This is a genomic window from Yoonia sp. (assembly GCF_017854565.1).
GTDB lineage: Bacteria > Pseudomonadota > Alphaproteobacteria > Rhodobacterales > Rhodobacteraceae > Yoonia.
Window position 1 is genome coordinate 47,849 of sequence record NZ_JAFMHJ010000006.1, and the last position, 25,597, is coordinate 73,445.

Below are 25,597 nucleotides of genomic sequence, written 5' to 3' on the forward strand. Positions count from 1 at the left end.
TACGACCATATGACCCGTAGGGCGGGGTTTTCCCCGCCTTATCTTTTCTTAAACGAAAAACGCCCGGCCACGGCCACGGCCAGCGCAACACACCCCCCGGCAATCGCCCAATTTTTCACGAAAATGGTCATCTGCCACGGATCATCCGGCAAAAAGTAAAAAATGCTGGTCACCCCACAATAGGCCGCCAGCGACAGCGCCACGGGCCGCACAGCGATACCTGCCAACAAAGCCGCGCCCGCGACACCGTCATAGATCAGCGCGATCCAGACCAATACGGTCGGCAAGCCGAATCCTGCCAATAGTAGCGCGGCGTCCTGCGGGTCTTACCGCCTTTTGTACGGCTCCGCCCAGAAACAGCACCGCGATCAGACCCCGGGCCACCAATAGCAAAGCATCGTTCACCCCGGCATCATCCGCTGCCAGATCGGCGTGATGACTTTGGTGCCCAGTGGGATCAGTCCAAGCCCAAGCGCCAGCCCGAACACACCATCCATCGCCGCTTTGGCGCTCCATTCCACAGCATCTACCCCCGACGCCGGCACCTGATGCCCGATCATCGCGGCCCAATCGTGGATATGATGACCCAGCCAGCCAAAGCCCAGCTCGTCCAGCCCGTGAACGATGATCGACCCGCCAACCCACAGCATCGCAGCAGTGCCGACCCATGTCAGCAGCACCAACACCCCCGGCATGCCGGCGACAATACCGCGGCCCACCGCCCGGGTCGCCCGCAGCCGCCCCCCTGCAACCATCGCCAGCCCGACATCATCGGCCTTCACGATCAGCGCGACGGCCCCATAGACAATGGCCGTAATGCCAACGGCTACGACCACCAAGGTCGCCGCCTGCATCCAAAGACTTGGCGTATCAATCGCGGCCAGCGCAATCGTCATGATCTCCGCCGACAGGATAAAATCCGTCTTGATCGCGCCGCGCACTTTTTCCTCTTCCAAATGCGCGGGGTCGCCTACAGGCGCCGTGTGGGTATCACCGGCGTGAAACGCATGGGCGATCTTCTCGGCCCCTTCGAAACACAAATACCCGCCGCCCAGCATCAGCAACAACGGGATCAACCAAGGTGCGAATGCCGACAACAGCAGACCCACCGGCAACAAGATCAACAACTTGTTGCGGATCGACCCCAGCGCAATCCGCCCCACGATCGGCAACTCGCGCTCTGCGGAAAAGCCGTGGACATATTTCGGTGACACCGCAGCATCATCAATCACCGCACCCGCCGCCTTGGCGCCCGCTTGGGTGGCCTGTCCGATCACATCATCGACCGACGCCGCCGCGACCTTTGCAATAGCCGCGACATCGTCCAAAAGTGCCAATAGTCCGCTCATAGGTGTCCCTTCCGATTCTGTGCTACACAGTTAACCCCTGCCCCACCATCGGCAACCCCGCAATGTTGGCGCCAACCGTTAGCGATAACCGATACCGACAGGCAACCGTTAACGGTAACATATTGAGAAATCGCCCATTTCAACTGGACACAGCCGTCCGAACCCGCCACGAAACCCCAAAAGCACGGGGATACACGCACATGACAGTCACCATCGGGATCAACGGTTTTGGCCGCATCGGCCGCTGCACACTGGCGCATATCACAGAGGCGGGGCGCAACGATGTGCAGGTCGTCAAGATCAACGCCACCGGCCCGATTGCAACGAACGCCCACCTGCTCAAATACGACAGCATCCATGGCCGCTTTGGCAGTCCTGTCACGGTCAAGGGCAACACCCTCGACCTTGGCCGTGGCCCGATCGACGTGATGTCCACCTACAACCCCGAAGACCTTGACTGGTCCGGTGTGGATGTGGTGCTGGAATGTACCGGCAAATTCAACGATGGCATGAAATCCGCCATCCACCTTGATCGCGGCGCTAAAAAAGTGCTGATTTCCGCGCCCGCCACCAACGTTGACCGCACCGTGGTCTATGGTGTGAACCACCGGGACTTGTTGGCGACGGAACGGATGGTGTCCAACGGCTCTTGTACGACCAACTGCCTTGCCCCGCTGGCCAAAGTCCTCAATGATGCCATCGGCATCGAGCGTGGCATCATGACCACGATCCACAGCTACACCGGCGACCAGCCCACGCTCGATCGGCGCCACGACGACCTTTACCGCGCGCGCGCCGCCGCCATGGCGATGATCCCCACCTCGACCGGCGCCGCCAAGGCATTGGGCGAAGTCTTGCCCGAACTGGCCGGCAAACTTGACGGCACCGCCATGCGCGTGCCCACCCCCAACGTCAGCGCCGTTGACCTGACCTTCGAAGCCGGCAAATCCGTCAGCGTCGCAGACGTGAACGCCATCGTGGCCGAGGCCGCAGGCGGCTATATGGGCATGGTCATGTCCTATGATGACGAAGCAAAGGTCAGCATCGACTTCAACCACACCACACATTCCTGCATCTTCGCCCCTGATCAGACCAAGGTCGTGGGTGGACGCACGGTGCGCGTGCTAGCATGGTACGACAACGAATGGGGCTTTTCGGCACGCATGGCCGATGTTGCAGCCACAATGGGGCGGCTGCACTAATCGGTCGCTGGCCCGTTCACAAGTTTTGCCAAACCGGCACATCCCCGCTAAAGCTACACCATGACCAACGCCATCGCCCTGTTCCTTGCCGCCCTGATCATTGGCTTTCTCGCCCTTGATCACTATGTCCTTGCATGGGGCGCGCCCGAATTTCTGATGCGACGCCTGATCGAGCTTATTGACTACATCGCCTTTTGGCGGTGACACTGACCGTACGATCAACGGTTGACCTTTTGCCATAAATCGCAATGTTAGCGCCAACATTGACCCCGAAGGAGGACATACCATGGCCGTCAAAGTCGCGATTAACGGATTTGGCCGGATTGGCCGCAACGTACTACGGGCCATCATCGAAAGCGGACGCACCGATATTGAGGTGATTGCCATCAACGATCTGGGCCCGGTGGAAACCAACGCCCACCTGCTGCGTTTCGACAGTGTGCATGGCCGCTTTCCGGCCACGGTGACCACGACAGAGACAACGATCGACGTCGGGCGCGGCCCGATGCAGGTCACGGCCATCCGTAACCCCGCCGACCTGCCATGGTCTGATGTTGATGTCGTCATGGAATGCACCGGCATTTTCACCAGCAAGGAATCCTGTCAGGCCCACCTCGACAATGGCTCAAGCCGCGTTCTGATCTCGGCGCCGGGCAAAGACGCCGACAAGACAATCGTCTACGGCGTGAACCACCACACATTGACCAAGGACGATATCGTCGTATCCAACGCCTCTTGCACCACCAATTGCCTGTCGCCCGTGGTCAAGGTTTTGAACGACGCCATTGGCATCACCAAGGGCTTTATGACCACGATCCACAGCTATACCGGCGACCAGCCGACGCTGGACACGATGCACACGGACCTGTACCGCGCCCGTGCCGCCGCCCTGTCGATGATCCCGACCTCGACCGGCGCCGCCAAGGCCGTGGGTCTGGTACTGCCCGAACTCAACGGCAAACTCGACGGTGTCGCGATCCGGGTGCCCACCCCTAACGTGTCCGTCGTCGATCTGACCTTCGAGGCAAGCCGCGCCACAACCGTGGACGAGGTGAACGCCGCGATCATCGCCGCCGCCGATGGCCCGCTCAAGGGTATTTTGGGCTATACCGACCTGCCACTTGTCAGCTCTGACTTTAACCACGACCCGCACTCGTCGATCTTCCACCTTGACCAAACCAAAGTGCTCGATGGCACGATGGTGCGGATTCTCACGTGGTACGACAACGAATGGGGCTTTTCGAACCGGATGAGCGATACCGCCGTTGCGATGGGCAAACTGATCTAAGACGCCCGTCATCCCAATCAAAAGCCGCCCCGATCAGGGCGGCTTTTTTTGTGCAGCGTCCGTGTTATGCACCCTTGCGCGCAAAGCGGTCCATCAGCGCCTGATTGACCGCAGGGGTGACAAACTTCGACACGTCCCCGCCCAAACGGGCGATTTCCTTGACCAGCTTCGATGCAATCGCCTGATTCTTGGCATCTGCCATCAAAAACACCGTCTCGATCGCGTTATCCATCGAACGGTTCATGCCAACCATCTGAAATTCATATTCAAAATCCGCAACCGCGCGCAGGCCACGGATAATCACACCGGCCCCCACATCATGGGCGCAATGGATCAAAAGGTTCTCAAACGGATGCACGACGATCTCGCAACCAATGTCACGGCCCAGCGGCACGCATTCCGATTCGACCATCGCCACCCGCGCCTCGAGCGAAAACAGCGGGCTTTTGTCGCGGTTGATCGCCACGCCAATCACCAGCCGATCCACCAGCGAACAGGCGCGCCGGATAATATCAATATGGCCATGCGTCACCGGATCAAACGTGCCGGGGTATAATCCTACGCGCATGGCGCACCTCATGTACTTGGGTCATTGCGCGCACGCAACAATATTGCCAGCCAGAATGCAAGTGGGCTAGTGCCCCATAATCATCCCCTGCAGCGCATCCTTTTCCATCGACAACTCTGACAGCCGCGCCTTGACCACATCGCCGATCGAAATCAGCCCGATCATCGCCCCGCCGTCAACAACCGGCAAATGCCGAAACCGCCCGTTGGTCATCATCTCAAGCACCGCATCCGCGCTGTCTGTCGGCGCACATGTCACCAGCTTGGCCGTCATCATCGCGCTGACCGGCTCATCCAGACAGGACGTGCCGCGCCGGCCCATTTCGCGCACGATATCGCGTTCCGACAGAATCCCATCCAGCGACGTGCCATCCTCCGACACCACCACCGTGCCGATCCGTTTTTCCGACAACAGCTTGACGGCCTCCCTGACATGGTCCGTCGGACGCACCCAGATAACGCCGACATCGGCCTTCGACTTCAAAATTTGTGAAACGATCATAACGGGCTCCTTTGCCGGACTCCTAGAATGACAGCGTGTCAAATCACCACGCTATCTGTCAAGCGTGCCAAGGTCTCCAATCGGGCAACTTCCGCATGGATGCCCACCGTCAAGGCCGCAGCAAACCGCGTCAGCCGGTCCGATTGCCGATCAGACGTATGGCGCACCAGATAGAATGACCGCGTCAGTGACACCTGATCCGTCAGGACCCGGCGCAGTTCGGGTGCGAACGGCAGCGCAAAGTCGTGCACGATCCCCACGCCGCTTTGCCGGATCATCTGCAACTGCACCGCCACTGAATTTGACGCAAGCTGCACACCATCCGCACCCAATGCCCCCAGATAATCCAACTCTTTGTCGAAAATCATGTCGGGGATATAGCCCACAACCGGCCTGCCCTTCAGGTCATCCAACGTCCGCACGGGCCGCGCATCCGCACGCATCGCCAGATGCAGTTGATAATCCGTGACCTTGCGCACCGTCAGCCGCCCCGCCGCCGGGGGGCTGACGGTAATCGCCATATCCGCCTCGCGCCGCGACAGGTTCACGACCCGCGGCAGGGCCAAAATCTGCACCTCCAGATTGGGGTTGTCCGCCCGGATCGCGGCGCAGACCTGCGGCAGCAGAAAATTCGCAGCGCCATCCGGTGCCCCGATCCTGATCTGCCCCGTCAGCCCTGCGGACGCGCCCTGCCCTTCGTCAAATGCCAATGCCAACTGCACTTCCGCCTCTGCAGCGCGGTCCCGCATCCGCTCGCCCAGATCGGTCAGCGCATAGCCTTGCGGTGATTTCACAAACAACGCCGCGCCCAATGCACGCTCCAACCGCGCGACACGGCGGCCCAATGTGGCCGGGTCCATCTTCAGCATCGGTGCCGCACCCGACAGGCTTTCGGCCCGCGCCACAGCTAGAAACACCCGCATATCATCCCAGTTCTCCATGGCGTCCTTGCATCTTTGCAAAATGATTTTGATATATTCATTCTTTTAGGTTCAAAAACGCAAGCCTATAGTGTCACAAATCTCAGGAGGATATCATGCAAGAACTGACGCACTACATCGGCGGCACGCACGTCAAAGGCACATCAGGCCGCTTTGCCGATGTCTACAACCCCGCCACCGGCGAAGTGCAGGCACGCGTGCCGCTCGCCAATGCTGCGGAAATGGCCCAAGCGGTCGAAATCGCCGCCAAAGCCCAGCCCGCATGGGCCTCCGTCAACCCCCAGCGTCGCGCGCGCGTCATGATGGCCTTTGTTGGCCTGCTGAACCGCGACATGGACAAACTCGCCGAAGCCCTCAGCCGCGAGCATGGCAAGACCCTGCCCGATGCCAAGGGCGACGTGATCCGCGGCCTCGAAGTCGTCGAATACTGCATTGGCGCGCCGCAGTTGCTCAAGGGTGAATTCACCGACAGCGCGGGCCCCGGCATCGACATGTATTCCATGAAACAGGCGCTTGGCGTCACCGCCGGCATCACCCCGTTCAACTTCCCCGCCATGATCCCGCTGTGGATGTTCGCCCCCGCCATCGCCTGCGGCAACGCTTTCATCCTCAAACCGTCTGAACGTGACCCATCCGTGCCATTGATGCTGGCTGAACTCATGGAAGAAGCGGGCCTGCCCAAAGGGATCCTGCAGGTCGTCAACGGCGACAAGGAAGCTGTGGATGCGATCCTTGATCACGATGTGATTCAGTCCATCGGCTTTGTCGGCTCGACGCCCATCGCCGAATATATTTACGGACGTGGCTGCGCGAACGGCAAACGGGTGCAGTGTTTCGGCGGCGCCAAAAACCACATGATCATCATGCCCGACGCCGACATGGACCAAGCTGCCGATGCGCTGATCGGCGCGGGCTACGGTGCCGCTGGCGAACGCTGCATGGCGATCTCGGTTGCGGTCCCTGTCGGTGATGAAACTGCCGATCGGCTGATTGCGAAACTGATCCCGCGCATCGAAAAGCTCAAGGTTGGGCCATATACATCCGGTAACGACGTGGACTACGGCCCGGTCGTCACGGCAGCGGCCAAGGCAAACATCCTCAAGCTCATCGAATCCGGTGTGGCCCAAGGCGCCGAACTGGTCGTCGATGGCCGCGATTTCAACCTGCAAGGCTATGAAGACGGGTTCTTTGTCGGGCCCCACCTGTTCGACCGCGTCACCAAAGACATGGACATCTACACCAAGGAAATCTTTGGCCCCGTCCTGTCCTGCGTGCGCGCGCAATCCTACGAAGAGGCGCTGGGTCTCGCGATGGATCACGAATACGGCAACGGCACCGCGATTTTCACCCGCGATGGCGACGCGGCACGCGACTTTGCCAACCGGATCAACATCGGTATGGTCGGCATCAACGTGCCGATCCCCGTGCCGCTGGCCTATCACACCTTTGGTGGCTGGAAGAAATCCATGTTCGGCGATCTCAACCAGCACGGGCCGGATGCGTTCAAGTTCTACACCCGGACCAAAACCGTCACGTCGCGTTGGCCCTCGGGTATCAAGGATGGCAGCGCCTTCTCGATCCCGTTGATGGACTAAGTATCACACCAGCATCTTGCCGATGTAATGCGCCACCGGTGCAATCAGATCGGCATCATCCCAGCAGGACCCGTGTGAAAGCGGGTCCCACCTGACCGCCAATGGCGCGCCCAGACTGATCGGCACATCGCGCAATTGCCGTAGCTCTTCCGGCGGATAGGCAAGCAGTAACACCGGAATGTTGCAGCCAAAGGTCATCAGCCCCGCCACCTTGCGCATGTTTTGCAAGGGCGACCTGTACCGCCCGGTGCCAGTGCGTTTTTCAAACCGCTGCAAATCGTGAATATAGTGCGACACGATGTGCCCGCCCAGCGAATGGGCCAGAATCAACACCGCGCCGTCAGGGCCGATATCGGCTTCCATATCGCGCCCGGCCATTTCAATACGGGCGTGGACCTGTTCGTAAATCGCCGCCGATCCATCCGCTGTCTGCTGTCTTGCGATAGGCCGCCGCGTCCGACAACGCAGACATGATGAACGCGCGCGGTGCATCCGCATTTGTCTTGTCGCGGATCGTTTTGAAATATGCGGCCTGCCGCCCGTGCAGAATGTCCTCCCAGAACACCTCGCGTCAGGCGACATGGCCCGCCCTTTCACCCAAATTCCGCCGAACCCGGCGGGACATATCTTTGGAAAATGACAATGCATCGGTACGCTCCGGGCGGGAATTGTCCGGATTGCCAACGCCATGAATGACGATACCGCCGATTCGCTGTTGGGACACTCAATTATCCTTTTGCTGCTCATGCTCTTATGCACAGGCAAGAATAATCAAATACTAATGCCCATCGGTCAGCTGGTGGTGCCCGGCGTATAATGCTGGCTTTGCTGTCCAAATGCCGCCTGAACGCGCCCCGTCGCCTTGCCAAGGTTTCGCGCGGCCAGTGCCAGACCTCGGAACTTGTCAAACGGTGACACCAGCAGATAAACCGTCGCACGCATGACGCCGACGAAATACATCACAAACGCATCCAACTTGCGCTTTGGGCGCCGCGACAGCCGGCTCATTTCAAGGTCGCGACAGCGTTGGAAATGATATCTCAGGGTCAAACGCGACAGCGGACGTATTTCGGTCGCCACCGCATCCGCAACCCACCCCGTCCGGCCCCCCGCCGCTGCAAAGCTTGCGTGAAATGCACTGTCTTCACCGCCTGAAAAACGCAGGCTCTCATCGAATCGGGTGCCCAGACGGCGCTGGGTCGCAAGGCGCAGCATCCAATTGCCTGTGAAAATCGCAAAGCCGCCTTCGCGCGCCGACCCTACGCTTTGTGCGCGCTCCGCGTGGTTGCGCGCGGCGCGGGTCCGCACATCGGCAAGCACGCTGCGTTGTACAAACGCCAATTCCGCGCCCGCCGGTGGGTCGAACAGAACCGGGCCACCCACCAGATCAAGGTCGCGTGTCGCAATACCCGCGTACAGCTTTTGCAGCCAATCTTGCGCGACCACCTCATCATCATCGACAAACGCAAGAAAATCACAGCCCTCAGCCAGCGCCATATCAAGCACCTTATTGCGGGCAAACGGAATACCCAGTTCCGGCTGCAGCGCCAGCTTGACCGCAAACACCTCTCCCAGCGGGTGCCCTTCGACAAGCGACTGCGTGGTCATGACCGTGTCATTCTCGACGACCACGACAATGATATCGGCGTCGGGCAACGGCGCCATGGCCAAAATACTGTCCAACAATGTCGACAGCATATCCAGTCTGCGATGTGTGATCACACCAATCGCTATCTTTGGTTTCAGGTTCGCCATGACCACCCTCCGGAACGATAATTTACGATGCCAGTCTCCCCATGGCTGGACCCATGCTGCAATGGGTTGCCAAAGGCAACAAACAACTCGACAATATGAACAAGTGTTCAATTCTTACCGAGGGAAGATATCATGGACTTCGCCCTGACCGAAGAGCAAACCGCCATCTTTGACATGGCACAGGCGTTTGGCGCCGAACATATCGCCCCCAACGCCCGCATTTGGGAAAGCGCGGGCACAATCCCCAAAGACCTTTGGCCGAGACTTGCCGATCTGGGGTTTGGCGGGCTTTATGTGTCCGAAGACAATGGCGGATCAGGGCTGTCGCGCCTTGACGCAACGTTCGTCTTCGAAGCCCTCTCACAGTCCTGCGCCTCGGTTGCCGCTTTCCTTTCGATCCACAACATGTGTGCAAAGATGATCGAAACCTATGGCTCGGATGCCCTGCGTGCCCGCGTCCTGCCCCGCGCGCTGCGCATGGACATGGTCCTGTCGTACTGCCTGACAGAACCGGCGTCCGGCTCCGATGCTGCCGCACTGAAAACGCGCGCACAGCGTACCGACAACGGCTACAGCCTGACCGGAACCAAGGCATTCATCTCAGGCGGCGGCTATTCCGATGGCTATATCGTGATGGCGCGCACCGGCGATGACGGCCCCAAAGGGATCAGCGCACTGCTGGTCGAAGCCGACGCACCCGGCCTGTCATTTGGCGGGCTCGAGGACAAGATGGGCTGGCGGTCCCAGCCAACCCGGCAAGTGCAGCTTGATGATTGCACGACACCGGCCGAAAATCTGCTTGGCGACGAAGGCCAAGGCTTCAGATACGCGATGGCAGGCCTTGACGGTGGGCGGCTCAACATCGCCGCCTGCTCCATCGGGGCGGCGCAATCGGCACTCGACCAGACGCTGGCGTATATGCGCGAACGCCACGCCTTCGGCAAATCCATTGACCAGTTCCAAGGTCTGCAATTTCGCCTTGCCGACATGGAAATCGACCTGCAATCCGCCCGCATCTTCCTGCGCCAGGCTGCGTGGAAACTCGACACCTGCGCGGCTGATGCGACAAAATTCTGCGCAATGGCCAAGAAGAATGCAACCGAAGTCGGCAGCCGCGTCGCCGACGGCTGCTTGCAGCTGCATGGTGGATATGGCTATCTTGCCGACTACGGGATCGAAAAGATCGTGCGCGACCTGCGGGTCCATCAAATCCTTGAAGGCACCAATGAAATCATGCGGCTGATCACCGCGCGGCACCTGATCCAATAACGCAACACCGTCCCGGACCTGATCCGGGACCTCCACCCCGGACAGACCATGACCGATATCCTCATCCGCAAAACCGGGCGCGCCGGACATATTACGCTTAACCGGCCCCAGGTGCTCAATGCGCTGACATGGGACATGTGCCTCGCCATCGAAACCGCCCTGGACGACTGGCGCAACGACCCCGACGTTGCCCTGATCATCATCGACGGTGCCGGCGACCGCGCCTTTTGCTCGGGCGGTGACATTGCGGAAATGTACGCAACCGGCAAACGCGGCGATGCGGACTATGGCCGCCGCTTCTGGCGCGACGAATACCGGCTCAATGCGAAACTGTTCAAGTTCCCGAAACCTGTCGTCACCTTTCTGCAGGGCTTTACGATGGGTGGCGGCGTCGGCATCGGCTGCCACGGCTCACACAGGATCGTCTGCGACAGTAGCCAGATCGCAATGCCGGAATGTACCATCGGACTGGTCCCCGACGTCGGCGGATCGCTTATTCTGGCGCGCGCACCGGGCCACTGCGGCGAATACCTCGGCCTGACCGGCGACCGCATGGATGCGGGTGATGCGCTCCATGCAGGCTTCGCCGACTACTACATCCCTGAACTACATTGGGACACGCTCAAACAAACCCTGGCCCGCACCGGCGCGCCCGCCGCCGTTGATGCCGCAGCCCACCCCGCCCCGCCAAGCCGCCTCCAAGGATGGCAAGCCGACATCGACCGGATTTTCAGCGGTGACCGGCTTGGCGATATCTACCGCGCCATGGCATTCACGCCCGGCCCGACAGCCGAACGCGCGCGCAAATTGATGGACCGCAACGCGCCCCTGGCAATGGCCGTAGCCACCGAGATCATCCACCGCGTCCGCATGGGTCAACGTATTGAAAACGCACTGGATCAGGAATTCCGCTATACCTTCCGCTGCGTCGCCCAGGGCGACTTTATCGAAGGCATTCGTGCGGCGATCATCGACCGCGATCGCACCCCGCGCTGGCAACACAAAAGCTGGGAAGACGTGCCCGGCAAGGATATCTTGCGCATGACCCTGCCACTGGGCCAGGATGCGCTGCAATGGGAGGAACCATCATGAAAATAGGCTTCATCGGACTGGGCAACATGGGCGCACCCATGGCGGCAAACCTTGCAAAAAAACATGATGTCATCGGCTTTGATACAGCGGCCAAACCCGATGGCCTCACCTTGGCCGACAGCGCCGCCGCAGCCGCAAAAGACGCCGACGTCGTGATCACCATGCTGCCCAACGGCAATATTTTGCGCGCGGTCGCATCCGAAATTCACCCGGTGATGAAGCCGGGCGCAATCCACCTGGACTGCTCGACGATTGACGTCGAAAGCGCGCGCGCCGTGGCCGCTCAGGCCGAAGGCAGGGGGCTGCACGCGATGGACGCCCCGGTCTCGGGCGGTATCGGCGGGGCCACCAACGGCACCCTGACATTCATGGCCGGCGGCCCGGATGCCGCCTTCGCCACCGTCAAACCACTTTTCGACATCATGGGCCAAAAAGCCGTCCACTGCGGGCTGGCCGGCAACGGCCAAGCCGCCAAAATCTGCAACAACATGATCCTCGGCGTCACCATGATCGCCACCTGCGAGGCTTTCGTGCTGGCCGACAAACTCGGGCTCGACCGGCAGGCCATGTTCGACGTGGTCAGCACATCATCAGGTGCCTCCTGGAGCATGACCGCCTACTGCCCCGCCCCCGGTATCGGCCCGACCAGCCCGGCTGACAACGATTACAAACCGGGCTTCGCCGCTGAACTGATGCTCAAAGACCTGAATCTCGCGCAAATGGCCGCTCAGGCTGTGGATGCGGACACACCCATGGGTCACGCCGCCCGCGCCCTTTATGCACAGTTCGTCGAAAACGAAAACGGCGCAGGTCGTGACTTTTCGGCCATGCTGCCCCGCTTCGAAAAACGCGGGCGCGGATAATTTCTTATGTCCTGAAATACTCCCGCGCGGCGCGCATCAAATTTCTGGAAATTTGATAACACCCTTAGCAAACCTGCGTTATTCAGCGGCCAACTTGCGCGGGCGCAACATCTCCTTGAGATAGCGACCCGTGTGACTTTCCGCGACCTCGGCGACTTTCTCGGGTGTCCCGGTCGCAACGATCCGGCCACCACCATCGCCACCCTCAGGACCAATATCAATGATATGGTCGGCCGTCTTGATCACATCCAGATTATGCTCGATCACGACAACGGAATTGCCCTGATCCACCAACTCATGCAGCACCTCCAACAGCTTGCGCACATCCTCGAAATGCAGGCCCGTCGTCGGCTCATCCAGAATATACAGCGTGCGCCCCGTTGATCGCCGCGCAAGTTCCTTGCTCAACTTCACCCGCTGCGCCTCACCGCCCGACAGCGTCGTCGCCTGTTGACCAACCTTGATATACCCCAGCCCGACCCGCATCAGCGCATCCATCTTCTCACGAATGCTCGGCACCGCCGTAAAGAACTGCTGCGCGTCTTCCACATTCATGTCCAGCACATCGGCAATGGATTTACCTTTGAACTTGATCTCCAAGGTCTCGCGGTTATACCGCGCGCCCTTGCACGTCTCGCAGGTCACATAAACGTCGGGCAAAAAGTGCATCTCGATCTTGATGACACCATCACCCTGACACGCCTCGCAACGCCCGCCCTTCACGTTGAACGAAAACCGCCCCGGTTTATAGCCGCGCGCCTTCGCCTCGGGCAGCCCGGCAAACCACTCGCGGATCGGGGTGAACGCGCCCGTATATGTCGCCGGGTTCGACCGTGGTGTGCGACCAATGGGGCGCTGGTCAATATCAATCACCTTATCAAGATGCTCAAACCCTTTGATCGTCTCACAAGGCCCCGGCGTCTGGCGCGCGCCATTCAACTTCATCGACGCATTCTTGAACAAGGTCTCGATCGTCAGCGTGGATTTGCCGCCACCTGACACGCCCGTCACACAAACAAACATCCCCAGCGGAAAATCCGCCGTGACATTTTGCAGGTTATTGCCCGTGGCCTTGACGACGGTCAGCTTTTTCTGGGTGCCCTTGCGGCGCACCTTTGGCACCGCGATCTCGCGCGCGCCGATCAGATACTGACCCGTCACCGACGCCGGATCGGCCATAATCTCGGCGGGTGTGCCCTTGGCAACAACCTGCCCGCCATGCACCCCGGCCCCAGGCCCGATATCAAAGACATAATCCGCCTCGCGGATCGCCTCCTCGTCATGTTCGACCACGATCACCGTATTGCCCTGATCGCGCAGGTTCTTCAGCGTCGTCAGCAGCCGGTCATTGTCGCGCTGGTGCAACCCGATCGACGGCTCGTCCAACACATAAAGCACCCCCTGCAACCCCGACCCGATCTGACTGGCCAGCCTGATCCGCTGGCTTTCGCCGCCCGACAACGTCCCCGAATTGCGCGATAGCGTCAGATACTCAAGGCCCACATTGTTCAAAAACCCCAGCCGCTCGCGCACTTCTTTCAAAATCGCCTTGGCAATTTCGTTCTTCTGCTTGCTCAGCTGATCCGGCACGGCCTTGCACCAATCATAGGCCTCCTTGATCGACATCTGCACGACGTGACCCACATGCAGGCCGCCAATCTTCACGGCCAACGCCTCTTCGCGCAGACGGAACCCACCGCAGGCTCCGCAGTTGCGGTTATTCTGAAAGCCCTCGAACTCTTCGCGGATCCAATTGCTGTCGGTCTCGCGGTATCGGCGCTCCATATTGGGGATCACACCCTCAAAGGCCCGCTCTACCTGATAGACGCGGCCACCTTCATCATACCGAAACTTGATCTCCTGCTTGCCCGAGCCGTACAGAAACACCTGCTGCACGGCGGGGTCCAAATCCTTCCAGCGGGCGTTCTTGTTGAACCCGTAATGTTTGGCAATCGCCTCGATCGTCTGCAGGAAATAGGGGGATTTCCCCTTGCGCCACGGCGCCAATGCACCATCGGCAATCTTCAGCGTGACATCAGGCACCACGAGTTGCTCATCAAAGAACAGCTCGACCCCCAACCCGTCACACGACGGACAGGCCCCAAACGGTGCGTTGAACGAAAACAAACGCGGCTCAATCTCGGGGATGGTGAACCCCGACACCGGACAGGCGAATTTCTCGGAAAATGTCAGCCGCTCCGGCGCGCCCTCAGCCGGTGCCGTCTCAAGCACGGTAATTCCATCGGCCAGATCCAATGCGGTGCGGAAACTATCGGCAAGCCGCGTCTCCAGCCCCTCGCGCACCACGATCCGGTCAACGACCACATCAATGTCGTGGCGAAACTTCTTGTCCAGCGTCGGCGGCTCGTCCAGCTCATAGAATGCGCCGTCCACCTTGACCCGCTGGAACCCCTGCTTGCGTAGCTCCAGAAACTCCTTGCGATACTCGCCCTTGCGGTCACGCACGATCGGCGCCAGCAGATACCCCCGCGTGCCGTCCTCCAGGGCCATCACCCGGTCGACCATATCCTGCACCTGCTGCGCCTCGATCGGCAGACCGGTGGTCGGCGAATAGGGCGTGCCCGCACGGGCGAACAACAGCCGCAGATAGTCGTAAATCTCGGTAATCGTGCCAACGGTGGACCGCGGGTTTTTCGATGTGGTTTTTTGCTCGATCGAAATGGCCGGGCTTAGCCCTGAAATATGATCGACATCGGGCTTTTCCATCATATCCAGAAACTGCCGTGCATACGCGCTCAGGCTCTCGACATAGCGCCGCTGCCCCTCTGCATAGATCGTGTCGAACGCCAACGAAGACTTTCCCGACCCCGACAGCCCGGTGATCACCACCAGCTTGTCACGCGGAATATCCACGTCGATGTTCTTCAGGTTATGTTCGCGCGCGCCGCGCACTTCGATGTATTTCAGCTCAGCCATGTCTTCACCCTCATCCACCTGTAGGCACATAAGGCAGCCAACAGCATGGTCCAACCGCAATATAGAACATAGGCGGAACATTTACACATTTATTTCACCCTGCCCGCATTCACACGGGCCTGCCGCCGCACTTGACCTGCCGCAATCGGCCCATCCGCCAATCTGCTAAAATGGCATTGCCCAATAATACAGGTGACGGCCATGCAAACCAATGCCCTTCCCCACTACGACGACAGCGTGAACACCACCGGTTGCTGCCCCAAATTCAACCCACGCGGCTGGGACAACGCAGACCTGCACTTCAAGGACAAGGACTTCATCCGCGCTATTACCAAAAGCGCGCTGCATATCCCAATCGACATGGGCAGGGTCTTTGGCCGGGTCCAAGGGCATATCGACGATGCCGGCGCTTATGACAACGACAACTGCATCGTCCTCAGCCGCGATTTGTCCCCATGGCGGGCCGAGCATCTCTTCTCCGTGTCAAACCCCGTCCCCGACGAAGAAACCATCAAGCTGTCGGGCGATTTCATCACCAAAGTGTTTGAGGGGCCCTATCGCGAAGCCAGACATTGGCACGATGACATGCGCGCCCTCGCCAAATCCAAAGGCGGCACATCCGACACGGTTTATTTCTTCTACACCACCTGCCCCAAATGCGCCAAAGCCTATGGCAAGAACTACGTCATCGGCGTTGCACGCCTCTGATCCCGCATGTCTTAACGCGGCATGCACACCTTGACCGCACGCCAGATTAACCCGCCCGGTGCATGACATCGGTACTTACGCGGTCTGTACAGGTTCTGCACGGCGTCTGCATCGCCAATTTCCCAATAAAATAGGGCTTTAACACATGAAAAAGGCCCGCCGTTTCCGACAGGCCCTCAATAGTCACCGTGCGTTGCGCCCGCTCAGAAATGGATCGCCCGCCCGTAAGCGTCCAGCACACTTTCATGCATCATTTCGGACAATGTCGGATGCGGGAACACAGTGTTCATCAGGTCCTCTTCCGTGGTCTCCAACTGGCGGCCCACAACATAGCCCTGGATCAGCTCCGTCACTTCCGCGCCCACCATATGCGCGCCCAACAGCTCGCCTGTCTTGGCATCAAAGATCGTCTTTACCATGCCCTCGGGTTCACCCAACGCGATGGCTTTGCCGTTACCGATAAAGGGAAAACGACCAACCTTGATGTCATAACCCAGATCTTTCGCCTTGGCCTCCGTATACCCCACGCTGGCGACCTGTGGATGGCAATAGGTGCAGCCGGCAATGCTCTCTGGCTTGACGGGATGCGCATGTTTGCCCGCGATCAGTTCGGCCACCATGACGCCCTCGTGCGACGCTTTGTGCGCCAGCCAGGGTGCCCCGGCGATATCGCCAATCGCATAAAGCCCCTCAATCCCGGTGCGGCAGAATTCATCGGTCACGACATGGGTCCGGTCAATCTTGACACCCAGCGCCTCAAGCCCTAGATTTTCCACGTTACCAATAATGCCTACCGCACTGATAACAGTATCGAATTCCATCTTTTCAATCTTGCCGCCAGCCTCGATATGGGCGACCACCTTGCCGTTGCCACGGTCCAGCTGTTTGACCATGGATTTCTCCATGATCTTCATGCCCTGCTTCACGAACGCCTTTTTGGCAAAGGCCGAAATCTCGGCGTCCTCTACGGGCAGCACGCGGTCCATCACTTCAACGACCGTCGTGTCGGCACCCAGCGTGTTGTAAAAGCTAGCAAATTCAATCCCAATCGCGCCCGAACCGATGACCAGCAGCTTTTTGGGCATCCGTTTGGGCGTCAGCGCGTGCTTGTAGGTCCAGACCAGGTCGCCATCCGCCTCGAGGCCGGGCAATTCGCGGGCACGAGCGCCGGTGGCCAGAACGATGTTCTTCGCCGTCAGTTCCTCGGTTCCCTTCTCACCTTTAACAGTCACTTTACCTTTTGCGGGGATCATAGCCTCGCCCATAAAGACCGTGACCTTATTCTTCTTCATCAAATGGCCGATACCACCCGACAGCTGCGCCGCAATACCGCGCGACCGCTTTACAACCGCATCAAGATCATAGCCGATTCCATCCGCCTTCAGGCCAAATTCCTTGGCCCGGTGCATCAGATGAAACACTTCCGAACTGCGCAGCATCGCCTTGGTCGGGATGCACCCCCAGTTCAGACAGATACCGCCCAGATGCTCACGCTCCACGATGGCGACATTCATCCCCAACTGTGCGCCCCTAATTGCGGCCACATAGCCGCCCGGTCCAGCACCGATTACGATCAGGTCAAAGTTCTTCGCAGCCATGCACGGGCCCTCCAGTTTCAAATTTAGTTGAACACTAAACTATTTCCAAAGGGACCTCTAGTGACCTTAAGGCATATCAGCTATCGCGCGGATGCAGTGCAGCCTATTTTGCGGCTTCAAGCTGTGCGCGAATAGCTGCGCCATAGCCACCAGCGTCCAGAAATGCCTGCTCAGCAGCCGTTGTTTTCCGACCCAAGGCCTTGTTACGATAGGGAAAACGCCCAAACTTTCGGATCACAGCACGATGCGCGCAGGCGTGGTCTTCATTATTGCGGCCGGTTTCGGGCATCCGCGCATGGATCAAGCGCACGGCGCGATCCTGATCGGCCAGATTTTCGGAATGCATCATTGGCAGATAGAAAAACTGCCGGGCCGGTTCGCTGATTTTCATATCCCAGTTGCGATCAACAGCCATCTTTGCCGCCGCCAGGGCCAGCCTGTCGGTCGCGAACGCCTTGCCGCTGTCACGGAACATGTTGCGCGGAAACTGATCCGTCAGAATGATATAGGCCAGCGCACCGGACGGATATGTCAACCACAATCCAAGCGCCCCTTGGGTCGCTTGTTGCCATGTTTCAACAAACAAATCTCGGATCTTGGCGTCAAACGCCGGGTCCGATTTGTACCAGTCTTCCGGCTTGCATTCATCTAGCCAGAACGCCAGCACATCTTCCGGGGTTACCACGGCACCACTCCCTTAAACGGCCACGTAATTAGGCCCAAACAAACAGATAACCCCAGTCGAGACAAGACGTTACTACGCTGCATTGGGCGATTCTTCTTCCTCTGTCTCAATATACACCTCTTGCGCGACCGCCGCGACGATCGGCGTCGATGATGCCGAAACCGGCACATAGTGAACCGGCTCACCTTCCAGGTCGCTGCGGCTACGCTGCGTCGACCGGTACAGGCCATACGCCCCGACCGCCAACATCAGCAACGCCGTGAACAACCAAAAGCCGTTGGCACCGATCCGGTCCATCATCCCGCCCACGATCAGCGGGCCCATGATTGCGCCCAGCCCGTTAATGAACAACAGCCCCCCGGACGCCGCCGCCATATCATCTTTCTCAAGATAATCATTGGTATAGGCGATCAGCAGCGCATAAAGCGGGTTCGACGTGCCGCCCACAATCGCACCACTGATCAGGATCAGCGCAAAACTGCCCGGCATCAGGAACGCAATCAGCGACCCCGCGCCGCCAATCAGCGATAGCCAGATGATCAGGACCCGCCGGTCCATACGGTCCGACAGCCAGCCGATCGGATACTGCAGAAACAGCGCGGCGATATAGATGACCGACACGAACAGCGAAATCTCTCCGACGCTCAGCCCGACCCGGTTGCCGTAAACCGCCGACATCCCGAACTGCGCGGAAAACACGCCGCCCAGCATGAACATACCAACGCACGCCAGTGGCGACGCAGCAATCAAGCCGCTGACTTTCATAGGCTTTGTAGATGCAAATGCCGGCGTTGGGCGTACCGACAGCAAAATCGGCGCAAAGGCCAGCGACACCAGAATCGAAGGGATAATGAACAGCACATACCCCGAAATATCCCCCTGGCTGACGATCCACTGCGCAAACACGATGCCCGCCATCTGCACGATCATGTAAAGCGACAGCGCCTTGCCGCGGGTTTCATTGGTCGACGCATCGTTCAGCCAGCTTTCCGCAGTAATATAGACCCCGCAAAAACAGAACCCGATGATCACACGGCCAATCGCCCATGCCCACGGCTCAACCAGTGTCGGGTACATGATCAGCACGGCAGAAATCAGTGATCCGAATGCCGCAAAGACCCGCACATGGCCGACCCTGCGGATCAGGCCGGGCGTCAGCCGCGAACTGAACAGAAAGCCCAGGAAATAAGCCGACATCACGATCGACAGCGCAAAGGTGCTAAACCCTTCCTGATCGCCGCGCAGGCCCAACAGCGTGCCCTGCAGGCCATTCCCGACCATCAGCAGAAAAAGACCTAAAAATAGGGCCCAGGACCCCGACAACACCTGAAACATTTTGATCCCTTTGCCCTGACGACTGCCGCGTAGTCGCGCCTTGCTTGTCAGTATCTGCGCAGTTTACCGCAATCGGGCTTACAAACCCGCCTGTTCACGCGCCCTTTGGCAGTAAAAGCGACGCATCGCCATAGGAAAAGAACCGGTAGTCCGCATTTATTGCATGGGTATAGATGGCCCGGATTTGCGCGCTGCCCATCAGCGCCGAAACCAGCATCATCAGCGTTGATTTCGGCAGGTGGAAATTGGTCATCAGCCCGTCGGCGATCTGGAACGCAAACCCCGGCATGATGAAGATATCCGTCGGCCCGGTCCATGGCTGCAATTGTCCGTCCTTCGCCGCACTTTCAATCAGCCGCAAGGCGGTCGTGCCCACCGGAATGACCCGCCCACCGGCGGCTTTGGTGGCGTTGATCTGGGTCGCGGCCTCGGGCGTCACCTCGCCCCATTCGGAATGCATTTTATGATCGCGGACATCGTCCACCTTGACCGGCAGAAAGGTGCCCGCGCCCACATGCAACGTCACATGTGTGAACTGCACGCCACGCGCGGCCAACGCCGCCAGCAACGGGCCGTCAAAATGCAACGATGCCGTCGGGGCCGCCACGGCCCCGGCCTGACGCGCCCAGTAGGTCTGATAATCGTGCTTGTCTGCCTCATCCGCCGGTCGCTTGGCGGCGATATAGGGTGGCAAGGGCATTGCACCAACCCGCGCCAGTGCCGCATCGAAATCATCACCTATCAAGTTGAACCGCAGCACCGCCTGCCCGTCTTCGCGGGCCATGACCTGCGCTGACAAATCGTCGGAAAAGATGATCATCTCACCATCGCGCACCTTCTTGAGAGGCTTGAGCAAGGCCGCCCAATCCCCGCTTGCGCGTGGCTCAAGCAAGGTCACTTCGATCCGGGCCGCCGTGTCGCCCGCCTCGCCTGATCTGTGGCGCATGCCCGACAATCGTGCAGGGATCACCTTGGTGTCATTCAGCACCAACCGGTCACCGGGGCGCAGAATATCTGGCAAATCAGACACCGTCCGATCCGCGATCCGGTCGCCGTCAGCCAGCAGCATGCGCGCCGACGATCGGGGCCGCGCGGGACGCACCGCGATCAACCGCTCGGGCAGGTCAAAGTCAAAATCACTTAGCTTCATTGATCGAGTTCCGGCGGCGGTCTGCGGAAAATCTCGCGGAACATGCCCGGCGTCAGCGCCGACAGCGGGTTCACGCTGACCTGCGGCGCATCAGCGGTTCCGCCGATGTTGAAGTTGAAGCCAATCAGCCCCTCACCCTTGCGGGTCAGGAATGAGCCAACGCTATTCAGAAGATAAAATGGTGACACGACGCCCTGCAGATCAATTTGTTTGCTCGCCAGCGTGTAGATACCATCGACCGAAATGCCAAGACCGGGACCGACCGCGCTGGCCTGCGTGACAATCACCTGTGTCGGGCTTAGCCGGAACCGCGCGTCCACCTCATCAAAGGCCAGCCCCTTCCCGTCCATCTGCTGCAACAGCCCGACCACACTGATCGCATCCAGCAACGCTGCAATGGCAGGCGCATCGCGCACCCGCAAACCGCGCAGCGCCAAGGCCCCGTCAAACGCGCCTGCGTCCCCCGCCGGCAACAGCGTCAGATCAAGCGTGCCACCGACCGCATTGCGCATGAACCCAGCCGCAAGAAGCACGCCGCCCGCGTCATCACTGCGCAGCCGGACGGCAGATCGGCCATCGCGCGGCGCTACGGCACCCTGCACCGCAACCGCACCGTTGACGCGCGCATCAAACTGCCCGCTGAACCCGCCAGCGCCGTTGAAATCCCCCCGAAACCCGGTCAGCGCGATACCTTCGGTAATCTGCAAACGATCCAGCGCAATCTGCATCGGCCCGCCCTCGCCTTGCCCGGCACCAAAGCTGGCCCGGCGCAGGTCAAGCGTGCCGCCCGCGATCTCGACGCCCACGGGCTGGCCACGTCCGCGCCCCACGATGGTGATCGGCGCATCAAACCAATTGCCAATGCGCACCCGTTCAAAACGGGCCGCCGCCAAGGTCCCGCCATCGGTAAGGTCGATGCGCCCCTGCGCCTGCAGCCCGCCTCCATTGATGACAAGCGTCTCAATGCGCGGCACAGCCCCCAGCGTACCCGCGACACGCAGTTCACCGGCGGTATCGGCAGCTTTGGCCCACCCAATCGGCGGCAAGGCCACCCGCAGCCCCCGCAAATCGGACGCCAGCGTAAAGGCAGGCGGTGCCCCGCGCAGCAGATCAATCGTCAGCTGTCCTTGCCCTGCACCCGTGATCGTCCCGGGCGGCAAAGCGATGCCGAACGCATCCAAAAATCGCGGCGACAGCTCTATCGTCGCCTGCACCTGACTGCGGCCTTTGAACTCCGGGCCAAATTGCTGCGTCCACATCCCGTTGACCGGCACATCCCCCACCCTGATCGGGCCGCCAATCTGCAACCCGCTGCGGTCGGCGCGCACCGTCAACGCTGGCGCGGACAGGGTACGACCGGGGATCAATACCGCGCTGCGCACCCCGCTTAAATCAGCAGTCATGTCAAAATCGACCTCGGCGTTGGTCAACCGCGGCTTCAGCGGCAGCGTAATCCGACCGGCGGCAACCGCCCTGCCATCCGCGATGGCTACCGGCAAATTGGCCTTATTGAGAAACTCAAACGGGGGCTGGTTCAGGACAGACAGCATCGCGGTCACCGAACTTGCAACCCGCAAATCCAGCACGGCAGGCGCGTTGGGCACACGCATGTTGGGAATACTGAAAACCGACCCGGCAAGGTTCACCTGCCCACCCTCGGGGGCCGCGACATGCCCGGTATCAAGGCTGACAACGACGCTGCTGTCGATAAACGATACCGCCCCATATCCGTCGGTAATCGGCGGCAGATGGCGTAGAAATTTCACCTCCGCTCCCGCAAACTCGAACCCGGCAGCAAAATGCGGCACCACCGTGGGCCGCAACCGCAGCCCGGCTGCAACATTGAATATCCGCCCCTGCGCCAGATTATTGACAAACCACGTGCGGGTCCGGGGTTTCAGCGTGGGCGGCCAATAGGCGATCAGTTTGGCGGGCGTGATCTCATCCGCCGTGACATCCATCGCCACCTGCCAGCCTGCAGCAGTGGCCGCAACATTGCCCCGCGCCATTGCCATGACTGGCCCGTCGTTGATGACCAACTGCCCCACTTCGATGCGAAACGGATCAAGACGCAGACGCAGATCAATTGCGACCGCAGGCACCGCCAGCGGTGCCTCATAAAGCCCGGCTGGGTTCACCACCAGATCACGAAACTGGAACTGCGCCAGCAGCGCACGCGGCAAGCCGTCGCGAAATTCGCGCAGATATGCCTGCCCCGAGGCCTTCAACTGCCCCCATTCGGTTTCCAGCGTGATCTGATCAAAAACAATCTGATCGCGCGTCGGATGATACGTCAGATAGGCCTTCGCGGCGTCAAACCGCACCGGTGCCGTCGCCGGGTTCGGCTGCAACACCCCCTGCCCGATCTCAAGCACGGCACTCAGCGGCCCCAGCGCACCATCCGCATCCAACGACGTACGCATCGCGGCGGTCATCGGCGCATCAATGTCACGCAACCACGTCAGTGCGGGCGATTGCGCCGCGATATCACTGGCCGCAGCGTCACTGATATTCAGCCCCAGTTGCGCCGCACGACTGCCGCGCGGACTGCTATAGGACAGCGAAACCGTCGTCACCCCAGCCCGCCCCGACAACAGCGCCAGATCACCGCGCAGCACCGTCTGGCCGCCGCGCAGATCAAGCGCGAGCGTACCGCCATCTACAATCCAGCTACGACCGGCCCGCGCATCATCGAAATTGACGATCAAGCCATCGGCGCGCACCGTCTCAAGCGCGATCAGCGCCGGGCGTTCAAACAGCTGATCAGATTGATCAAGCAATTCCGCCAGCGACCCGGCACGGCGCACCTCTCCGGTGCCTGCCCCGAACGCAACGCCGATTGACCCGTCGCGTGCGCGGCGCAAATTGATCTGCGCACCGGTCAGCCGGATGTCTTGGATCAGCACATCTTGTTGCAGGATCAGACCACGCGGCGAAATCAGCCCCTCGACCTGCGGCACACGGGCAATCGTCAGGCCGCTTTCATCATAAAGCTGGGTATCGACAAGGCGGACGGTCGGATGCAGGTCACGGCCAATGCGCAGCGTAATGGCACCAAACCGCAGTGCACCCCCCTCCAACAACTCTGCCGCGCGGGATTCGATTCGCGTGACGATCCAACTGGGTGCCGTGATCTCGCGGTCGATGATCATCACGCCAGCGGCAAGAGCGAACGCAAGCGGCATCAGACAAATCAGAACCGCCGCGCGCAGCCAGACCCCGCCCCGACGCCGCCTGTTGCGCGGCTTGGGGTCTCGCTTGAGGGGATGTTCGTCCTGCTGTGTCACGTGTCCTCGCCTTTGGTCTTTATCTTTGCCTGTGTCGGGCTAAAACAAAACCACGAAAGCATGAACCGCAAAAGGACGAACAGATGACCGACCCAGCCATCGGCGACAATGCCCCTGCCATCAGCCTGCCCCGTGATGGGGGCGACTTGGTGAACCTGTCTGACTTTGCAGGCAAGAAAGTCGTGCTTTATTTCTATCCCAAAGACGACACCCCCGGCTGCACCAAGGAAGCGATCAGCTTTACCCAAAGCGTCGATACCTTCGCGGCCCGCGATACCGTCATCCTTGGCGTGTCCAAGGACAGCATCAAAAAGCATGACAAATTCATCGCCAAACATGACCTGAAAATCGCCCTCCTCTCGGATGAAACCGGCGACGTTTGCGAACGCTACGGCACGTGGGTCGAAAAAAGCATGTATGGAAAAACGTATATGGGGATCGAACGGGCGACGTTTCTGATCGGTCCGGACGGCAAGATCGCGCAGGTCTGGCGCAAGGTCAAAGTGCCGGGTCATGTTGATGCCGTGCTTGATGCAGTCCGCGCACTGTGACGCTTTCGGAAATGGCCGTCGCGGTCCTGACAACCGCAGACGGCCGCGCAAAGGCCGCTCTGTCGCGCCAGTTGGCGGCGCAATGGCAGGCTGCACGCGCGGCGGGCACACACCTTGCCATTGGTGACGCCAAACCGCCGCTGCAGCCATCGCGCCCGGAAAAGCCCGCGCTTCTCAACCCCCGCGACGTGCCCCACCGCAAACCGGGCACCGAGGCTGGGCGCATCGCATTGCTGCACGCCGTCGCCCATATCGAACTGAACGCCGTTGACCTGCATTGGGACATTATCGCCCGCTTTACCGATACGACACTGCCGTTGGGGTTCTATGATGATTGGGTCAAGGCGGCGGACGAGGAATCCAAACACTTCAACCTGATGTGTGACTGCCTCGAAGCATTGGGCAGTCATTACGGTGCCTTGCCCGCCCACGTCGGCATGTGGCGCGCCGCCGAAGACACCGCAGATGACCTGATGGGGCGGCTTGCCGTCGTGCCCATGGTCCTTGAGGCACGCGGGCTGGACGTCACGCCGGGCATGATCAAAGTCTTCAGACAGGCCAAAAATGATGCGGCTGTCGCGGCACTGGAAACGATTTATGCCGAAGAGGTGCATCACGTCGCCTATGGGTCGAAATGGTTCCACTTTTTGTGCGGCCGCCATGATCTTGACCCGACAGGCGTGTTTCATGATCTGGTCAAACGCTATTTTTACGGGCAGCTCAAACCACCGTTCAACGAAGAAAAGCGCGCCGAGGCTGGAATCCCGCCCGATTTTTACTGGCCTCTGGCCGCAAGCGCCAAAGCTTAACCACGCAACGGCCCTGCTCTGTCGGCAACTCCTCGCCCAAGATCCGATAAACATGGTGTATTCCATCGGCAGATGCGCAAAATTCTTGCAGCATGGGCCGTGCCTGTTTAACAC

Annotated in this window: 24 protein-coding genes; 10 read left to right on the forward strand and 14 right to left on the reverse strand. The window is 59.9% G+C overall.

Annotated features, from left to right (window positions below):
- Positions 1-38: 38 nt before the first annotated feature.
- Together QZ196_RS04500 and QZ196_RS04505 are read right to left on the reverse strand one after the other, a co-directional pair.
- Complete coding sequence (locus QZ196_RS04500) at positions 39-287, reverse strand: DoxX protein (RefSeq protein WP_366510947.1); 249 nt, start codon at positions 285-287, stop codon at positions 39-41.
- Between the two features lie 114 nt (positions 288-401).
- A complete protein-coding gene (locus QZ196_RS04505; RefSeq protein ID WP_296424339.1) occupies positions 402-1,349 on the reverse strand; it encodes a DUF808 domain-containing protein in 948 nt (315 codons plus the stop codon).
- Between the two features lie 200 nt (positions 1,350-1,549).
- Here QZ196_RS04505 and gap (QZ196_RS04510) point away from each other — a divergent pair, with 200 nt between their 5' ends.
- The 3 genes from gap (QZ196_RS04510) (at position 1,550) to gap (QZ196_RS04520) (ending at position 3,839) form a co-directional block, all read left to right on the forward strand.
- The gene (gap, locus tag QZ196_RS04510; RefSeq protein ID WP_296424341.1) at positions 1,550-2,551 is read left to right on the forward strand and encodes a type I glyceraldehyde-3-phosphate dehydrogenase; all 1,002 of its coding nucleotides are present in this window, start codon (positions 1,550-1,552) and stop codon (positions 2,549-2,551) included.
- A gap of 60 nt (positions 2,552-2,611) precedes the next feature.
- Complete coding sequence (locus QZ196_RS04515; RefSeq protein ID WP_296424342.1) at positions 2,612-2,755, forward strand: hypothetical protein; 144 nt, start codon at positions 2,612-2,614, stop codon at positions 2,753-2,755.
- Positions 2,756-2,837: 82 nt separating this feature from the next.
- Complete coding sequence (gene gap, locus QZ196_RS04520; protein ID WP_296424344.1) at positions 2,838-3,839, forward strand: type I glyceraldehyde-3-phosphate dehydrogenase; 1,002 nt, start codon at positions 2,838-2,840, stop codon at positions 3,837-3,839.
- A gap of 64 nt (positions 3,840-3,903) precedes the next feature.
- On the opposite strand, the gene coaD is transcribed toward gap (QZ196_RS04520), so the two are convergent.
- From coaD to QZ196_RS04535, 3 genes are all read right to left on the reverse strand, one after another.
- Positions 3,904-4,407, reverse strand: coding sequence for a pantetheine-phosphate adenylyltransferase (gene coaD / locus QZ196_RS04525; RefSeq protein ID WP_296424346.1), 504 nt, complete (start codon positions 4,405-4,407; stop codon positions 3,904-3,906).
- Between the two features lie 66 nt (positions 4,408-4,473).
- On the reverse strand, positions 4,474-4,908 hold the full coding sequence (locus QZ196_RS04530) for a CBS domain-containing protein (protein ID WP_296424348.1): 435 nt from the start codon (positions 4,906-4,908) through the stop codon (positions 4,474-4,476).
- A 38-nt stretch (positions 4,909-4,946) separates the two neighbouring features.
- Entirely contained in the window at positions 4,947-5,849 is a 903-nt protein-coding gene (locus tag QZ196_RS04535) for a LysR family transcriptional regulator (protein WP_296424351.1), read from the reverse strand.
- Positions 5,850-5,944: 95 nt separating this feature from the next.
- On the opposite strand from QZ196_RS04535, the gene QZ196_RS04540 reads away from it, so the two are divergent.
- Positions 5,945-7,444 carry a CoA-acylating methylmalonate-semialdehyde dehydrogenase gene (locus tag QZ196_RS04540; protein WP_296424352.1) on the forward strand — a complete coding sequence of 500 codons (1,500 nt, stop codon included), beginning with the start codon at positions 5,945-5,947 and terminating at the stop codon, positions 7,442-7,444.
- A gap of 3 nt (positions 7,445-7,447) precedes the next feature.
- On the opposite strand, the gene QZ196_RS04545 is transcribed toward QZ196_RS04540, so the two are convergent.
- From QZ196_RS04545 to QZ196_RS04555, 3 genes are all read right to left on the reverse strand, one after another.
- Positions 7,448-7,822, reverse strand: a complete 375-nt coding sequence (locus QZ196_RS04545) for a hypothetical protein (RefSeq protein WP_296424355.1) — start codon at positions 7,820-7,822, stop codon at positions 7,448-7,450.
- Position 7,823: 1 nt separating this feature from the next.
- Complete coding sequence (locus tag QZ196_RS04550; RefSeq protein WP_296424356.1) at positions 7,824-8,009, reverse strand: hypothetical protein; 186 nt, start codon at positions 8,007-8,009, stop codon at positions 7,824-7,826.
- Positions 8,010-8,236: 227 nt separating this feature from the next.
- Positions 8,237-9,199 (reverse strand): glycosyltransferase, encoded by a 963-nt coding sequence (locus tag QZ196_RS04555; RefSeq protein WP_296424358.1) that lies wholly within the window; start codon positions 9,197-9,199, stop codon positions 8,237-8,239.
- Between the two features lie 132 nt (positions 9,200-9,331).
- Here QZ196_RS04555 and QZ196_RS04560 point away from each other — a divergent pair, with 132 nt between their 5' ends.
- From QZ196_RS04560 to mmsB, 3 genes are read left to right on the forward strand one after another with little or no spacing between them, the layout of a single operon-like run.
- Entirely contained in the window at positions 9,332-10,468 is a 1,137-nt protein-coding gene (locus QZ196_RS04560) for an acyl-CoA dehydrogenase family protein (protein WP_296424360.1), read from the forward strand.
- 48 nt (positions 10,469-10,516) lie between these two features.
- Complete coding sequence (locus QZ196_RS04565; protein WP_296424362.1) at positions 10,517-11,560, forward strand: enoyl-CoA hydratase/isomerase family protein; 1,044 nt, start codon at positions 10,517-10,519, stop codon at positions 11,558-11,560.
- Entirely contained in the window at positions 11,557-12,423 is an 867-nt protein-coding gene (mmsB, locus tag QZ196_RS04570) for a 3-hydroxyisobutyrate dehydrogenase (protein WP_296424363.1), read from the forward strand. Before QZ196_RS04565 ends, mmsB begins: the two co-directional genes overlap by 4 nt.
- Positions 12,424-12,501: 78 nt before the next feature.
- Here the strand turns inward: mmsB and uvrA are convergent, their stop codons facing one another.
- Positions 12,502-15,360 carry an excinuclease ABC subunit UvrA gene (gene uvrA, locus QZ196_RS04575; RefSeq protein ID WP_296424365.1) on the reverse strand — a complete coding sequence of 953 codons (2,859 nt, stop codon included), beginning with the start codon at positions 15,358-15,360 and terminating at the stop codon, positions 12,502-12,504.
- A gap of 201 nt (positions 15,361-15,561) precedes the next feature.
- On the opposite strand from uvrA, the gene QZ196_RS04580 reads away from it, so the two are divergent.
- Complete coding sequence (locus QZ196_RS04580) at positions 15,562-16,068, forward strand: hydrolase (RefSeq protein ID WP_296424367.1); 507 nt, start codon at positions 15,562-15,564, stop codon at positions 16,066-16,068.
- 203 nt (positions 16,069-16,271) lie between these two features.
- Here QZ196_RS04580 and lpdA read toward each other — a convergent pair whose 3' ends face one another.
- The 5 genes from lpdA to QZ196_RS04605 form a co-directional block, all read right to left on the reverse strand.
- Complete coding sequence (lpdA, locus tag QZ196_RS04585) at positions 16,272-17,666, reverse strand: dihydrolipoyl dehydrogenase (protein WP_296424370.1); 1,395 nt, start codon at positions 17,664-17,666, stop codon at positions 16,272-16,274.
- A gap of 103 nt (positions 17,667-17,769) precedes the next feature.
- Entirely contained in the window at positions 17,770-18,351 is a 582-nt protein-coding gene (locus QZ196_RS04590; protein WP_296424372.1) for a DUF924 family protein, read from the reverse strand.
- 72 nt (positions 18,352-18,423) lie between these two features.
- Positions 18,424-19,686 carry an MFS transporter gene (locus tag QZ196_RS04595; protein WP_296424374.1) on the reverse strand — a complete coding sequence of 421 codons (1,263 nt, stop codon included), beginning with the start codon at positions 19,684-19,686 and terminating at the stop codon, positions 18,424-18,426.
- A 94-nt stretch (positions 19,687-19,780) separates the two neighbouring features.
- Complete coding sequence (gene queA, locus QZ196_RS04600; RefSeq protein WP_296424376.1) at positions 19,781-20,836, reverse strand: tRNA preQ1(34) S-adenosylmethionine ribosyltransferase-isomerase QueA; 1,056 nt, start codon at positions 20,834-20,836, stop codon at positions 19,781-19,783.
- Complete coding sequence (locus QZ196_RS04605) at positions 20,833-24,123, reverse strand: AsmA-like C-terminal region-containing protein (RefSeq protein ID WP_296424378.1); 3,291 nt, start codon at positions 24,121-24,123, stop codon at positions 20,833-20,835. The genes queA and QZ196_RS04605 overlap by 4 nt, the downstream gene beginning before the upstream one ends.
- 83 nt (positions 24,124-24,206) lie before the next feature.
- On the opposite strand from QZ196_RS04605, the gene bcp reads away from it, so the two are divergent.
- Together bcp and QZ196_RS04615 are read left to right on the forward strand one after the other, a co-directional pair.
- The gene (bcp, locus tag QZ196_RS04610) at positions 24,207-24,674 is read left to right on the forward strand and encodes a thioredoxin-dependent thiol peroxidase (RefSeq protein ID WP_296424380.1); all 468 of its coding nucleotides are present in this window, start codon (positions 24,207-24,209) and stop codon (positions 24,672-24,674) included.
- A gap of 11 nt (positions 24,675-24,685) precedes the next feature.
- A complete protein-coding gene (locus tag QZ196_RS04615) occupies positions 24,686-25,483 on the forward strand; it encodes a ferritin-like domain-containing protein (RefSeq protein ID WP_296424414.1) in 798 nt (265 codons plus the stop codon).
- The last annotated feature ends 114 nt before the right edge of the window (positions 25,484-25,597 follow it).

Excerpts from the sequence above, each read along its gene's own strand:
- QZ196_RS04505 (WP_296424339.1), bottom strand. The coding sequence starts at position 1,349 with ATGAGCGGACTATTGGCACTTTTGGACGATGTCGCGGCTATTGCAAAG.
- gap (WP_296424341.1), top strand. The coding sequence starts at position 1,550 with ATGACAGTCACCATCGGGATCAACGGTTTTGGCCGCATCGGCCGCTGC.
- QZ196_RS04515 (WP_296424342.1), top strand. The coding sequence starts at position 2,612 with ATGACCAACGCCATCGCCCTGTTCCTTGCCGCCCTGATCATTGGCTTT.
- gap (WP_296424344.1), top strand. The coding sequence starts at position 2,838 with ATGGCCGTCAAAGTCGCGATTAACGGATTTGGCCGGATTGGCCGCAAC.
- coaD (WP_296424346.1), bottom strand. The coding sequence starts at position 4,407 with ATGCGCGTAGGATTATACCCCGGCACGTTTGATCCGGTGACGCATGGC.
- QZ196_RS04530 (WP_296424348.1), bottom strand. The coding sequence starts at position 4,908 with ATGATCGTTTCACAAATTTTGAAGTCGAAGGCCGATGTCGGCGTTATC.
- QZ196_RS04535 (WP_296424351.1), bottom strand. The coding sequence starts at position 5,849 with ATGGAGAACTGGGATGATATGCGGGTGTTTCTAGCTGTGGCGCGGGCC.
- QZ196_RS04540 (WP_296424352.1), top strand. The coding sequence starts at position 5,945 with ATGCAAGAACTGACGCACTACATCGGCGGCACGCACGTCAAAGGCACA.
- QZ196_RS04545 (WP_296424355.1), bottom strand. The coding sequence starts at position 7,822 with ATGGCCGGGCGCGATATGGAAGCCGATATCGGCCCTGACGGCGCGGTG.
- QZ196_RS04555 (WP_296424358.1), bottom strand. The coding sequence starts at position 9,199 with ATGGCGAACCTGAAACCAAAGATAGCGATTGGTGTGATCACACATCGC.
- QZ196_RS04560 (WP_296424360.1), top strand. The coding sequence starts at position 9,332 with ATGGACTTCGCCCTGACCGAAGAGCAAACCGCCATCTTTGACATGGCA.
- QZ196_RS04565 (WP_296424362.1), top strand. The coding sequence starts at position 10,517 with ATGACCGATATCCTCATCCGCAAAACCGGGCGCGCCGGACATATTACG.
- mmsB (WP_296424363.1), top strand. The coding sequence starts at position 11,557 with ATGAAAATAGGCTTCATCGGACTGGGCAACATGGGCGCACCCATGGCG.
- uvrA (WP_296424365.1), bottom strand. The coding sequence starts at position 15,360 with ATGGCTGAGCTGAAATACATCGAAGTGCGCGGCGCGCGCGAACATAAC.
- QZ196_RS04580 (WP_296424367.1), top strand. The coding sequence starts at position 15,562 with ATGCAAACCAATGCCCTTCCCCACTACGACGACAGCGTGAACACCACC.
- lpdA (WP_296424370.1), bottom strand. The coding sequence starts at position 17,666 with ATGGCTGCGAAGAACTTTGACCTGATCGTAATCGGTGCTGGACCGGGC.
- QZ196_RS04595 (WP_296424374.1), bottom strand. The coding sequence starts at position 19,686 with ATGTTTCAGGTGTTGTCGGGGTCCTGGGCCCTATTTTTAGGTCTTTTT.
- queA (WP_296424376.1), bottom strand. The coding sequence starts at position 20,836 with ATGAAGCTAAGTGATTTTGACTTTGACCTGCCCGAGCGGTTGATCGCG.
- bcp (WP_296424380.1), top strand. The coding sequence starts at position 24,207 with ATGACCGACCCAGCCATCGGCGACAATGCCCCTGCCATCAGCCTGCCC.
- QZ196_RS04615 (WP_296424414.1), top strand. The coding sequence starts at position 24,686 with ATGGCCGTCGCGGTCCTGACAACCGCAGACGGCCGCGCAAAGGCCGCT.